We start from the raw sequence: 12,610 nt of genomic DNA on the forward strand, positions 1-12,610 counted from the left end.
CCTTCGTGCTGCCCCCGCTCATCCTCTGCGTTGCTGCTGGGGCGGAAAACCAGATCATGGTATTCAGCTTTGCCGGCCAGACTATGGAGCTGGCCTGAGCTCTGACCTCGGAGGCCGGGAGGCAGGCGTTTTTCAAAGATGCGGCCTCGGAGCAGGGCGGGTCTGTTGTCTTGCGCCGGGGCTTTCCCGGTGGGGGGGCTGGGGTCGGGGAATGGAAAGCATCGCGGAGGTCTTGCGGGGAAGGTGAGAAGCCGCTGTCGCGGGTGCTGGACGTGCTTGCGGCAGCGGGAGGTGCATCATCGAAGCCGGAGCTGCGGGTGGTGTTTTCCCAGGGCTTGGGGGCGGGGGCGTGTGCGTCCTCAGGGTGATCCTGCGCGGGCAGGTCTTGGGCGGTGATGCGGGGCATGTACCAGGGCCTGTCGTCTGCGTGGTCTTGCGGGGCGGTGTCGCCCTCGGGGTCAGAGTCTGCCTCTCGCGGAGGAGGGGCATCATCCTGCGCCTCTGACATGGGTGGTACGGAGGTGGCGGAGCGTGGAGGGATCGGGGTGATCCCTCTCCGTGGGCTGTCTTCCCGGAGCGGGCCGGTGGAAGTCGCAGGATTGTCACGCACCGGCAGGTGGCTGAAGGCGCGGACGCCGCCGGCGCGGGGCATGGGCTGCATGACGTCGTCTTCCTCCTCCTCGTCATCGAGGTGGTCAGGGCGGCGGACTCGGGTTTCAGGAAGGTGGGAGGTGGAGAAGATGAAGGCCATGCTGAAAGTCTTGGGCCTGGATTTGGGGATGCAAGTTATAAATGCCGGAGCGTGGTATGATGTGGTTTAAAAAAAAACGTATGGGACGGCGGTGGAGATGACAGGGCATGAAATGCAGGATGCCCGCCGTTGGGCCGCTGCTGGCGGGGGCTCAAAATCAGCGCACTTTTTCACCCGCCGTCAGGGCGGACTGCACAGCGCGCAGGGCGGTGGTGCAGTCGGGTGCGGGGTCTGTGGCAAGCTGGGTGGCGAGGGGGTGCAGGGCTTTGCGCAGGGGCTCGTCCAGCGGGTGGGATTTCAGATGGTTGGTGAGGATCTGGCTGGTGCGGCGGGCCATGGCGTGGCGCAGTGCGGTGTGCCCGGCATCGGCACCGGCGCTGTGGGGCCAGAAGCGGGAGATGAGGCTGAGGATTTCCTGCGGCGGAGTGTCTCCCAGAGGCGGATCGGTCCGGGTGTTGCCGAGCCAGCGCACGGCCTGGAGGTGTGCGGGTGTGCGTCCGAGCCAGAGGTAGAGATAAAAGCGCAGCTCGGGATCGGGCCCGCCAGCATAGGTTTTGGCGAGGAGTTCTGCGACCTGCGCGTCTGTGATGGGATGGATGCCGGAAACTCCCAGTGTCTGGTAGATGGCGAGGTAGAGAGCGTTTTCCATGGGCACCGCATGTGTGTGCAGCAGGGCGAGCAGGCGCTGCTGGGTCTGCGGCGGCAGCTTGTCCCCCATCTGCGCGAGGGCGTAGGCGGCAGCCCAGGGCGTCTGGTGGTTGGCTGGCTGATATTCGATGACTCCGAGCAGTGCCGCCTGGGCCTCTGGCGTCAGCTTCTCCCCCAGATTGCCCAGGGCGTGCATGGCGGACTGAAGGTAGATGCCATCCAATTTGCGCCAGGGGTCTTTTGGCTCGTCGGTATCAGGGGAGTACGTTGCGGCAAAGGGATCTTTGCGCAGCCAGGTGTTTCTCCGCAGGATGTCCACCAGTGCGGGTGCGGCCTCCTGCGGCATGTGCGGGCCGAGGGAAGACATGGCCTGCAGCGTGCTGTAGTACAGGCTTTGCGGCTCGCTCCTGGCTTGCTCTTGCACCAGAGCCGTCAGCAGTGCCTGCCTTGTCGCTGGTGTGATGGCGGTACCCAGGCAGCCCAGGGTTTCCGCAGCCAGGCAGCGTACGTATTCTTCTGCCTTCTCATCCTGCAGGCAGGTCAGCAGCGCCTGCTGCACCTCCGGCGGCAGGGCACCACGATCTGCGAGTCGCTGGAAAAAATGTTCTGCGATGGTCTTCAGCGTGTGCCCGCTGGCCTCTGGGTCCTGAAACTCCGCCAGCAGGGCACGGATGACGGCAGAGTCCGGCTGCGGGCGCACGTCAGCCAGCGGTGAGAGGTCCACACGCGGCTCTCTGCCGTCATCGCCTTTAAAGGGGGCGTAAGGAGGTTCATCGCGCGCTGCGTGCGCGCGCTTCAGATAGCGGGCCACCAGCCGCTGCTGAAAGGCCACGGGCATGTCAGGCCCCGCCCGCTCCAGCACATCCGCCATGCTTTGGTGAAACAGGAAGTGGGACTTTCTGGTATCCGCGTTCGCATTCTCCGGTGGCGCCTCGTCATACGCGGCCAGCAGCGCCTGCTGCACCTCCGGCGGCATGCGGGGGCCCGGCAGCGCCAGGGCGGTGGCGGCCGATGAGCGCAGGTCGTCCTTGTCGGCGGGATCTCGCAAGACGGAGAGGAGAAACTCCAGCGCCTGCGGCGGCATCTCCGCTCCCAGGCGGCCCATGGCCACCGCCGCATCGCTCCGCAGCATGGGGGGCGTGTCTGCATCCAGCAGCAGGTGCAGCATCTTCTTCCGCATCTGCGGTGGCATCTCTGCTCCCAGGCGGCCCAGGGTATCCGCTGCAAAGCTCCGCAGCGAGGGGGGCGCGCCTGCATCCAGCAGCAGGTCCAGCATCTTCTTCCGCATTTGCGGCGGCATGCCCACGCCCACCTGTGTCAGGGCATCCCTCGCATACCATTTCCCGACATCATCCGACTGTGGATTCTGGATGAATGAGAGCAGCGCCTCCTGCGTGGCGGGTGTCATGGCGGAGCCCAGCGCTCCCAAGGACTCATAGGCTTTCATCATCAGCGCAAAGTCGGGGTGTGGATGCTGAATAAAAAGCGCCATCTCCAGCTGCGCCTCGGGGATCATGCTGCCGGCCAGGCTGTACAGAGCCGCCCTAACCCAATGCTGAGCGGATTCATTCTCGTTCTCGTCCTTCAGCAGGCGCAGCATCTCACGCTGCACTTCCGGCGGTGTCTGCGCGCCTAGCTGCACGGCGGCCTCGGCAGCCAGCGACTGCATCTCCCAGTCAGGGAGGGCCAGCCACTTCAGCCACTGCGCGGTGGGGAGGTGAAGCTGCGCCACCCACTTCTTGCGCCTGCAGTAGTCCAGCGTGCGATACTGCACCATGGGAGCCGGATCTTTCAGCGCCGCCTCGATGCCCGCGCGCTGCCACGCCGCAGGCTCCTTCTCCGGCGGCACGCGCGGCCTGGGTTCAGATGCCTGCGCGGCGAGGTGCATGAAGGCCAGCGCAGCCACAGCCAGTAGTCCACGGTTTCTGTAGTGTGATGCAGGTGCCTTGGCTGGGGTCGGGTGCAGCATGTCGCACGCTTATCCATCCTAGGTGATCTGCAAATGGCAAAGCTGTGGAGGATGGGAATGTGGCGGCCTCCGCATGGCGTGTGTCCTGTGGCTGTGAAAGCACTGGCAGGAGTCACCGCCCCCCGGCTTTGCCGGAGGGTTGGGACTTTTTAGCCCGCTCAGCCGCAGCCTTGTCGCGAGGCTCCTTATAAGGGCATGCGTCCATCAACTCTTTCTCGGTGATTCCCAGTATCTGGAGCACATGTTCGAAGCGGGATTCTCCGTATCTTTGATCAATCGGAAATGTCAGCTTTCCATTGCCATCATGCCCGGTATCCTCATGGGGAGAGTGTACAGCCCAAAACAGGGCGGCGAGCTTGGCGTGATCATTCTGTAGCTGGCACGCTCAGTCTCATTCATGGCATCGAGTTTTTCCTTCACTCTGGCAGCAGAGATTTCGGCTTTGGCGATGTTGGCGGCACGCATCGCCTCGTTTTCCATGTAATTTTGCGGGTTGCCGAGCTTTCCGTTTCTTTCTTCAGGGTATGAAACAGGCAAGAGGCCATTGAGCATCTTGCTAATTTCTTGTTGCACGGCGTCACGGCGTTTGTCTGGGTCCGTAATCGCTTTAATCTTTTCCGAGGCCAAGGCCTTCATCAAGGCCAGTGTTTGGAGAAGATGGGTGATCTCATGGGTGAGTGTCCCGATCCGAACGTTGGTCGGGTTGATGTATACGGTGAGGGTCCCATCACGGGCCAGTTCGGGATACGCCTCCTCTTTAGAGGTCCATTTAATAATGACCGGCTTGCCAGACTTTCCGATGATTCGCTCCAGCAGATTTCGAGCTGTCGGAGACTTCTCAAGTTCCTCCTGCAGGATGGAACGAACGTGGTCCCCGAAGGTGCGGTCCGACGGGTATTTTTCGTCCGTTACTGGATCTTTCAGCATAAACTCCTTGGATTCATCCGCGGGATCCACCTTGAAGGTGGGCGGGAGGTCTTTAGCGTTTCCGGGGGCGGGAGGCGGTGCGGCGGCAGTGGTTTGCCCGCTCTTCTGCGCGGGCTGCGCCGCAGGCCTGACATTCTGCGCGAATGTGTGCGGTGCCTGAGGGCGTGATGGAGCCTGCTGTGTGGCGCGGGTGGCTGCCACATTTTGGAGGAAGCCGTCGGCTTGATGCCGCTCGTTCTCCGCGCTGCCGGGGCGGTACACCAGATCATGGTATTCGGGATTGCCAGCCAGGCTTTGGAACTGGCCTGAGCTCTGGCCTCGGAGTCCGGGAGGCAGGCGCTTTTCAAAGATGCGGCCTCGGGTCAGGGCGGGGCGGCTGTCTTGAGCGGGGGCTTCTCGGGTGGGAGAGTCTGGGGTCGGGGAATGAAAGGCGTCGCGGAGGTCTTGCGGGGAAGGGGAGAAGCCGCTGCTGGAGGTGCTGCGGTCAGCGGGAGGCGCGTCGTCGAAGCCTGAGTCGCGGACGGGGCGGTTCAGGCTGGAGCGGCCCACATCCTCATCGTGGGCCTGCGGGGGCAGGTCTTGGGCGGTGATGCGGGGCATGTACCAGGGACTGTCGTCCTGGTAATCATGAGAGCGGGGGGCGTTATTGTCATCGTGGTCGGAGTCCGGCTCGGGGGCGTGGGAGGTGCCCAGATCGTGATCAGTCTCGATGTCTTCCTCGGGATCGACATAGGGGCGCGGGCGTCCGACGGGTGTGGCGGAGCGTGGAGGGATCGGGGCGATCTCTCCACGTGGGCTGTCTTCCCGGAGTGGGGCGGTGGAAGGCGCAGGATTGTCACGCACCGGCAGGTGGCTGTAGGCGCGGACGCCGCCGGCGCGGGGCGTGGGCTGCATGACGTCGTTTTCCTCCTCCTCGTCTTCGAGGTGGTCAGGGCGGCGGACAAGGGTTTCAGGAAGGTGGGAGGTGGAGAAGATGAAGGCCATGCCCAAAGTCTTGGGCCTGGATTTGGGGATGCAAGTGAAAGGATACCGGAGTGTGGTAGGAAGTGATATTTGTTTCTTGTTCTTCAGGCAGGGGGCGGTCTGAATAACTGACCACGGAAGGCGCGTCATGCCTGGAACCTGATTCAGGCTCCAGACTGGCTGAGCTGCGTCTGCTCCATGCGCAGGCGTCGGCTGTACTCAGAGCCTGACTGAATGCCATTCATGCCTGGGGTCATTTTTGGGTGGCGTTAAACTGGATGATCAAGGCGAGGGATGCGGATGAGATCATTTAAAGCTTGCTCCTAGCGGGCTTTTTCTGCACGAATGCCGGGGTATGAAATGGAGTTCTTTTTGCGGTGGCACCTGGCTGTGCATGACCGTGCTGGTGGCTGGGAATGCGCTGCGCGGTGCGGATGGGAAAGGGGAGGCTGCGGTGAAACATCCCCCTCCTGAGCCGTGGCAGGTGGCGGGCATTCGATCAGCGCTGGGAGATCCCTCCCCGCAGGTGCGTGCTGAGGCTGCTTTTTACTGCGGGGCCCGCCACTGGTCCAGGCAGTGCCTGAAGATGGAGGACTTGATGCCGCTGCTGCAGGATGCGGACCTCCGGGTGAAAATCACCGCGCTGGAGGGGCTGACGGACATGGGGCCGGAGTTTACCCCTGCGGCAGCCGCAGTGCTGACACCGATGCTGCTGCTGGAGGAGGATGTTGATGGACTGAACGAGCATGCCTTTGGCGCGTTGGCACGCCTGGGACCGGAGGCTGCGCCGCTGGTGGTGCCGCGCGTGCTGCCTCTGCTGGAGAAGGCGGATGCCACCCTGAAGATGCGCATCGTGGAAATCCTGCTGCAGATCGGTCCTGGTGCCGCGCCTTACGCCCAGGCCCTGCTGCCGCTGCTTCAGGATTCCAACCTCGAACTGCGGGATCGCACGCTGATCACGCTGCAGAGGATGGAGATCGGAGAGACCAAGCCGCCGAATGCGGCCGAGATCGCGCCCGCCGTGGCCCGCGCGCTGCTGCTGCTGCTGAAGGATGCTGACTCCAACACGCGATCCGCAGTGCAGGCGGTGCTGGCTACTTTGGGCATGGAGGCCGCCCCGCTGGTGCTGCCGGCCCTGCAGCCGCTGCTGGATGACGAGGACATGAGGATGGAGGCACAGTGGTATCTGAGCCATCTGGGCAAAACGGCCGCGCCTGCCGTCGTCCCGCTGCTGCTGCCACGGCTCCGCCATGCCGAGGGCCGGGTGCGGAGCCTGGCCGTGATCATCCTGCACTACATGGGCCCCGCCGCTGCGCCGTATGCCGCGGAGATCCGGCCGCTGCTGAAAGACACCGATGATCTGGCGAGATACTTCGCCGCATCCACGCTCGCAGAGCTCGGGGCAGGCAGCACCACCTATTTCAATGACCTGCTGCCACTGCTGCAAGACCCGGACCCGGGCATCCAATCCGTTGCCATGTCTGCCCTGGCAGGAATGGGCTCAAAGACGGCGCCGCAGGTGGTGAAGGCCCTGCTGCCGCTGCTTCAGTCCACCGACCGCAAGATGCCCTGGGAGATGGAGAAAGCCTTCAGCGAACTGCGCAACGAAGCTATGCCGATGGCCGATGTGCTGCTGCCTGAGCTGCGGAAGGCCCCTGCGCAAATGAGGATCGCCATCATCGGTGCCCTGGCTCCCGTGCAGGTGGATGCCACGCCCTACATTGAATTGCTGCGCCCGTATTTGCAGGACTCGGACAGCGACCTGCGCGCCTCCGCCGCGAAGGTGCTGGCGGGCATCGGCACGGGCCCGGAGGCTGCCGCCTTCATCCAGAAGGAGATGCTGCCCCTGCTGAATGATCCCGACAAAAGGGTGAAAACCGCCGTGGTGCAGGGCCTCTCCCGCACAGCCAATGTCCCGCTGCTGCTGCCGCTGCTCTACGATGAAGACACTGATCTCAGACGCAGCGCGCTGGAATCCTTTCAGAACCTGGGCGCAGAGGCCGCGTCGTATGCCAGAGATTTTCTCCCGCTGGTGGAAGGCCGCGGCACACTGCGCGAGGAGTCCGTGTTTGATCTTTTCATGAGCATGGGCGCACCGGCCGCGCCCGTGCTGCTGCCCGCGCTGGTGCCGCTGCTCGCCAAGCCTGCCCGCAGCGAGAGACGCTACGTGTTCGGGGTCTTTGATGCGCTGGGAAATCTCTCCTCAGACCTCGACTGGCAGTGCGCCGCGCTGGCCGCTGCGCACACCACACCCACCGGGAAGACCGAGGCCGAGACCCAAAAGATCGAGCGTGAACAGTCAGCACTCCGCTTTCACCTCCACCTATGGTCAGGGCACGCGCCGGATCTCCTGCTAAGCGTGCGCTGGCTCGGCCGACCAGCCAATGATCCCATGCCCGCGCAGGGACTGAGCGCTGCTGAGCAGCAGGCCGTGCTGAGCATGCTGCTCAAGCTCTGGCCGCACAGCCTGCCGCACCCCGCGCTGCGGCAGGAGATGGCCGGGCGCATCGCCGATGTCGCGCAAAGCATCAGCGCAGCGCCGGAGGAGAAGGTGGCGGAGCTGCTGAAAAAGATGGATGAGCTATTGAAGACGGATGCCGTCAAAGAAACCCAGCCCGCCTCCACCAAGGCGCGTGCTGCGGTGCAGAGCGTGCTGGTGCGGGGGAAGAGGTGAGGATGGAACGGCAAGGGGGCTGTGCAGGCGCTGTCCGCATTTTTTGAAAATACCTTGATGGGCTGACTTCTGCGCCTGTCAGGCTATCTGAAAGTTATATCTTGCCATTCTAGCGTCAGTCCTTGCGTTCTAGTGCTGAATAAAGGACGCGCATGAAAGATCCAGAGGTCCTCAGCAAGCACCTTTTCTGTGGCAGCCTCATCCACGCCAGTCAAAAAAACAGCGACAATGTGCCGGTTGTGGCCATGCAAAAAACTTTTAAAGACAAGGGCGTTGCCACGACTGGCATAACCCACCCCACGGATGCCTGGTCGAGTTTCCCAACTGCTTCCAACAAGGGGGGCTGGTGTATCCAAAACATCGATTCGACCTTCCGCCGGATCAGGTCTTTTCTCGGTCAGTGTTTTTCTAAGGAGGCCTGCCTCCCCAGGAAACGCGAATAAAAAGTCTGCCACTCCCCATCCAAAGACAGTGTTGCGAACACTCGATGGCAGGATGCAGTAGGAACTGACACCCATGACCAGAACCGCTGTCAGGGTGATGCAATGATGAAGCAAAGACAAGGCCACACCGGGGGTGTCTGCTGGCCTTTTCTTCCGAAAAAAGGAGATCGCACTCACCGGAGCCACGATCGCCATGAAAGCCAGCACTGAATAGCTTTGAGTGTCAGTTAACTCGAGCACCAGCTCGGACGCTCCAAATTTCCAACCGAGGAAATAATCCATCAAAAAGCCCAGAGACAATCCTGAAAACAAGGCCAACAGGAGTAATCCACTGAGGATAAATTTGGCATTCCATTTTATCATGCTGGAAACCTTAGTTTAACCATGGTGGAAACGTCAAAGGTTAAGTGATCACGGTGGCGTTATGGAGCCCTTTATAAATGGGCAACGGTGTCCAAAGCTCGCGCTTCATAACTTGGCGTAGAGGGCGATGAGGACAGCACAGGCTTGCTGCCAGGGGATGGAGTTCCAGAGCTGGGCTGCTACCCAGCGGATGAACTTGACGCTGTGCTGCGTGATCCGCTGCATCAACCGCAGCGTTTTGGGCAGCACCGCTTGGGCCTTGGCGGCGACCTCGACCGCCTGCTTCAGCCTTGCCGTGCGGCGCTTCTCCTCAGGCTCGTTGCGGATGCCTTGTTCTCCGAGTTCATGTTCGAGCAGCTGCAGCAGGTTCACGCTCAGGCAGATGAACTGCGCCTGCATGCTCTTGGCCGTCGCACTGGTGGCCCAGGCCTTCTTCTCGCCGAGCTTGTTCTTCACCTCGTCAAAACTCTTCTCGATCTCCCAGCGCATGCGGTAGAGCTGCGCCAGCACGCCGGGCGGCACGGCGCTCTCCAGCACGTTGGTGAGGAACTCAAAGTGCCGGTCTGCGACCACGTCATGGAAGGTGATGCGCCGCACCATCAGCCCGCTGGTGGCGGTGCCCACGAGTTCGTCGCGCAGCACGCCGGCGTTGATCTCATCGGTCCTGTCAAAGGGCAGGTTGCCGCAGGGCAGGAGCCTCAGGTTGGTCTTGGTGCGGCTGAGCATGTAGATGCCACTGCCCTGCTGCCACTTGTGCCACTGCTTGAAGTCGATGCCTGCGCGGTCCCAGATGTAGAGCACCTTGCGGCCCTTGGGCGCGCCCTGGCGCAGGGTGGCGATCTCCAGGCGCTTGAGCCCGCGCATGTCGTGCTCCTTTCTGCGCGCCTGCTGGTCGTTGACGGTGAGGTGGCGCAGGCAGCCGCTGCGCAGGTTGCGGCTGTAGAGATGGCCCACGGCGAGGCGCACGCCCTTGCTGTCGGTGGGATCGTGCGCGGCATGGGCGTGGAAGTGGCCGTCACCGGCATGCACGTCGAACTTGTTGAGCGAGGGGAAGGCGGCGAGCGCATCGGGCAGCACGGTGCGTGCGTGGGCGCAGAGGCGGGCGTTGATCTCGGCGCACAGCGCCAGACGCCGCTGGCTTTTGAGCGACTCAAAAAAGTGCGAGTTCTCCGGACGGCAGGGCGCGGCCAGAGCGGCGAGGGTTTGCAAAAAGCCGCGGCCGCTGGTCTGCGGCTGGAGACAGCGCTCGACGCCGAGACGCAGCCAGTCGGAGTCAGGGAGTTCGGGGCAGTGCCGCCGGTTTGCGCAAGTGGCGAGGAGGTCGAGCAGCGGGGTGAAAAAGCGCGCGGAGAGCGGGGCGTCCGCAAGTGAGGTGGGCATAAAAACAAAAATTTCGCACCCCGCTGAAGTCAACTGATTGCAGCGATATTTTGAGCTGTTGGCGTGCCCTTGGAGCCTCTGGTGAGGTGGCACTCAATCCCCGGCACGTGCCGAAAAAAGCAACTCGTCAGCGGCCCCACGATGGCCGCGCAGCCACCTTCCTTCGGGCTTTTTGCTCTCCGTGCTTTGGACACCGTTGTAAATGGGGCAAAATGCCTGGCATGTTTGTTGGCATTTTTGTCCTTCCACTTGGGGACCAGATTTCTATTTTTAAGTGATGTCTTCCCAAACCAAGGTCACTCCGTACGCTGTAGCGCTGAACACACGGCGTCCCTCAAACCATGGAATCCTGCTGTTGTCCTCCGCAATGATTTGTTTTGCCGTTGCCTCGTCCACGCTGTCCAGAAATACGGCGACTACGTATCTGTAATGCCCCTTGAAGATAAGTGTGTTGCAGCGCTCGGAATTGACTATCCACAAGGGGATTAATTCGGTCTGCCATTTTTCTCCCATTCCGTCAAAACCTAAAAAAGGGGAAGCGGGCAGCGCCTGTGCCGGATCAGGCTTTTTCTCGATCAGCAATTTCCTGAGGAAGGCTGCATCCCTGGGATACTCGCGCAAAAAAGTGATGATTCCCCATTTAAAACCGGTGTTGCGAACCGTGGACGGCAGGAGGTGGCAGTACGAAAAAAATCCCACGATCAGCAGCGATGCCAGGGCTTTGATGTCATGACGAAAAAACATGCCGTCGTGAAATGATTTCCTCTTCTTTTTTCGATTGAAAAAAAGGCACGCACAGAACGAAACAGCCAGCACTAGGTATTTTTCATGGTCAGTTAAATCAAACCCGATGCCGATGCCAAAACAAAATCCGTGGAAAAAATCCATCAAAAAACCAAGGATCAAGCCAAGCGCCAACCACAGGCTTGAAATGAAGAAACGGCTGGAAAAAAACTTGGCATCCAAGTGAATCATGCAGGAGACTTTAGTTTGAGTGTGACAGAAGGGTCAAACTTTAGTTTAGAACCGGGGACGTTCGGAAAAGATGCCAGGCATTTTGTAGAGACATGAAGCTCAAACATTTCAATTTCAACCGCATGAATCAGCATTGACTGAGTCCGCAGTGGCGCGGGGTTGCATGGAGCATCGTGATTGAAAGAGCAGCTGGGAACAGCGAGTTTGACTCTGAAAGGTTGAACTGAAGAGAGTTCACAGAACAGGCGGCAAGGGAAACCGGCATCCGCCACGCCTCCGTGCGCTTGGGGCCGATCCGCAGGGATTGAGCAGACGCATTGTCAATCAATGCTTTGATCCGCCCAAGTTGTACAGAATGCCTGGTAACTTTTCTTTTTCCCGGAGGAGAAGGTGGCGGAGTTGCTGAAAAAGATGGATGAGCTATTGAAGACGGATGCCGTCAAAGAAACCCAGCCCGCCTCCACCAAGGCGCGTGCTGCGGTGCAGAGCGTGCTGGCGCGTGGGAAGGGGAAGAGGTAAGACGATAATGAGGCAGTGCCCATGCACCGGGCTCCATGAGCCTTTATGGAGCACCGGGCCGGAGGATGAACTTCTCGCGGGCGGACTGGATGTCTGTGGCGATGTGGTCGAGGAAGTCGGCAGCCCATGCCTTGTCCGGCCCTTCCGGCATCGGGCCGAGGATGCGAGGCCGCAGTGACTTCAGACGCGGGCTGAGCTGCACCAGCAGCATGAGGTACAGCGCCTTGTTCTCACCTAGCAGCGGATGGGCGCGCCACAGCGTCTCCACCGTGGTCAGCAGCCGGGAGGAGGGAAGTTTTTCGTCATCAAGAGTTTCTGCCAGGGTCTCCAGCTCCATCATTAGAAGGCCGGCATCGTCGATGCGTTGCAGCATTTCGAGGTAGCGATGATCCAGAAAGTCAGAGGTCTCGCGGCGCGCTGCGGCCAGCTTCACCATCAGGGGATGCAGCCCCACATCCTGCCAGAGTGCGCCATCGGCCCGGGGTTTCCTGAGCTGCGGGTACTCAGCGTAGAGAAGATCCAGCGCCAGTGTGGAGCAGACCACCAGGGACGCCGCCTCATTCTGAATCCGGCCGGGTTTAAATGCTGCATCGATGCGCTCCTGCGTCACCTCCTTCTCCAGCAGGGGCGCCATTTTCTGTGCCAGCTCTGTCGTGAGATTTACGGCCACCTTGTGCGTCGCGCTTGAAATGGCATCGATGGCATTCAGGCGCACGGTGGGGTCTGCATCGTTCATCAGCTTCCACAGCAGTTCATAGTCCTTGTCCCAGATGCAGAGTCTTCGGATGGCCAGATTTCTGTCTGTGACGCTGCTGCTTCCCGCCAGGCGCAGGGTCTCCGCGCGCTCTTGTTTGTCTTTGGAAATCATGAGGTCCCCTTCCGACTGCGCCCTCAGGTTCAGGCCGCCGCAGGTGATGGAGAACAGGAGGGCGAACGGCAGGCCCAGGGTTCGGAGACTGGTGGCAGACATGGCGCACATGGCTGCAAAATTGCATAGG

The 12,610-nt window shown here is 61.2% G+C and carries 7 protein-coding genes; 1 reads left to right on the forward strand and 6 read right to left on the reverse strand.

Features of this window, described 5'->3' with window-relative positions; all coding sequences use genetic code 11:
* Window positions 1-908 precede the first annotated feature (908 nt).
* Window positions 909-3,368 (reverse strand): HEAT repeat domain-containing protein, encoded by a 2,460-nt coding sequence (locus AC3RLQ_RS03335; protein WP_493034332.1) that lies wholly within the window; start codon window positions 3,366-3,368, stop codon window positions 909-911.
* Between the two features lie 285 nt (window positions 3,369-3,653).
* Window positions 3,654-5,279: a hypothetical protein gene (locus tag AC3RLQ_RS03340; RefSeq protein ID WP_493034334.1), complete on the reverse strand. Its 1,626-nt coding sequence runs from the start codon at window positions 5,277-5,279 to the stop codon at window positions 3,654-3,656.
* A 334-nt stretch (window positions 5,280-5,613) separates the two neighbouring features.
* On the opposite strand from AC3RLQ_RS03340, the gene AC3RLQ_RS03345 reads away from it, so the two are divergent.
* Window positions 5,614-7,932 carry a HEAT repeat domain-containing protein gene (locus AC3RLQ_RS03345; protein WP_493034336.1) on the forward strand — a complete coding sequence of 773 codons (2,319 nt, stop codon included), beginning with the start codon at window positions 5,614-5,616 and terminating at the stop codon, window positions 7,930-7,932.
* 83 nt (window positions 7,933-8,015) lie between these two features.
* On the opposite strand, the gene AC3RLQ_RS03350 is transcribed toward AC3RLQ_RS03345, so the two are convergent.
* From AC3RLQ_RS03350 to AC3RLQ_RS03365, 4 genes are all read right to left on the reverse strand, one after another.
* Entirely contained in the window at window positions 8,016-8,738 is a 723-nt protein-coding gene (locus tag AC3RLQ_RS03350; RefSeq protein ID WP_493034338.1) for a hypothetical protein, read from the reverse strand.
* Window positions 8,739-8,843: 105 nt separating this feature from the next.
* Window positions 8,844-10,118, reverse strand: coding sequence for a transposase (locus tag AC3RLQ_RS03355; RefSeq protein WP_493034340.1), 1,275 nt, complete (start codon window positions 10,116-10,118; stop codon window positions 8,844-8,846).
* Between the two features lie 270 nt (window positions 10,119-10,388).
* The gene (locus tag AC3RLQ_RS03360; protein WP_493034342.1) at window positions 10,389-11,093 is read right to left on the reverse strand and encodes a hypothetical protein; all 705 of its coding nucleotides are present in this window, start codon (window positions 11,091-11,093) and stop codon (window positions 10,389-10,391) included.
* A 562-nt stretch (window positions 11,094-11,655) separates the two neighbouring features.
* Window positions 11,656-12,582, reverse strand: coding sequence for a hypothetical protein (locus AC3RLQ_RS03365; protein WP_493034344.1), 927 nt, complete (start codon window positions 12,580-12,582; stop codon window positions 11,656-11,658).
* Between the last annotated feature and the right edge of the window lie 28 nt (window positions 12,583-12,610).

Source organism: Prosthecobacter sp. GW821-HT29F12 (assembly GCF_058803405.1).

Excerpts from the sequence above, each read along its gene's own strand:
- AC3RLQ_RS03360 (WP_493034342.1), bottom strand. The coding sequence starts at position 11,093 with ATGATTCACTTGGATGCCAAGTTTTTTTCCAGCCGTTTCTTCATTTCA.
- AC3RLQ_RS03340 (WP_493034334.1), bottom strand. The coding sequence starts at position 5,279 with ATGGCCTTCATCTTCTCCACCTCCCACCTTCCTGAAACCCTTGTCCGC.
- AC3RLQ_RS03350 (WP_493034338.1), bottom strand. The coding sequence starts at position 8,738 with ATGATAAAATGGAATGCCAAATTTATCCTCAGTGGATTACTCCTGTTG.
- AC3RLQ_RS03345 (WP_493034336.1), top strand. The coding sequence starts at position 5,614 with ATGAAATGGAGTTCTTTTTGCGGTGGCACCTGGCTGTGCATGACCGTG.
- AC3RLQ_RS03335 (WP_493034332.1), bottom strand. The coding sequence starts at position 3,368 with ATGCTGCACCCGACCCCAGCCAAGGCACCTGCATCACACTACAGAAAC.
- AC3RLQ_RS03355 (WP_493034340.1), bottom strand. The coding sequence starts at position 10,118 with ATGCCCACCTCACTTGCGGACGCCCCGCTCTCCGCGCGCTTTTTCACC.
- AC3RLQ_RS03365 (WP_493034344.1), bottom strand. The coding sequence starts at position 12,582 with ATGTCTGCCACCAGTCTCCGAACCCTGGGCCTGCCGTTCGCCCTCCTG.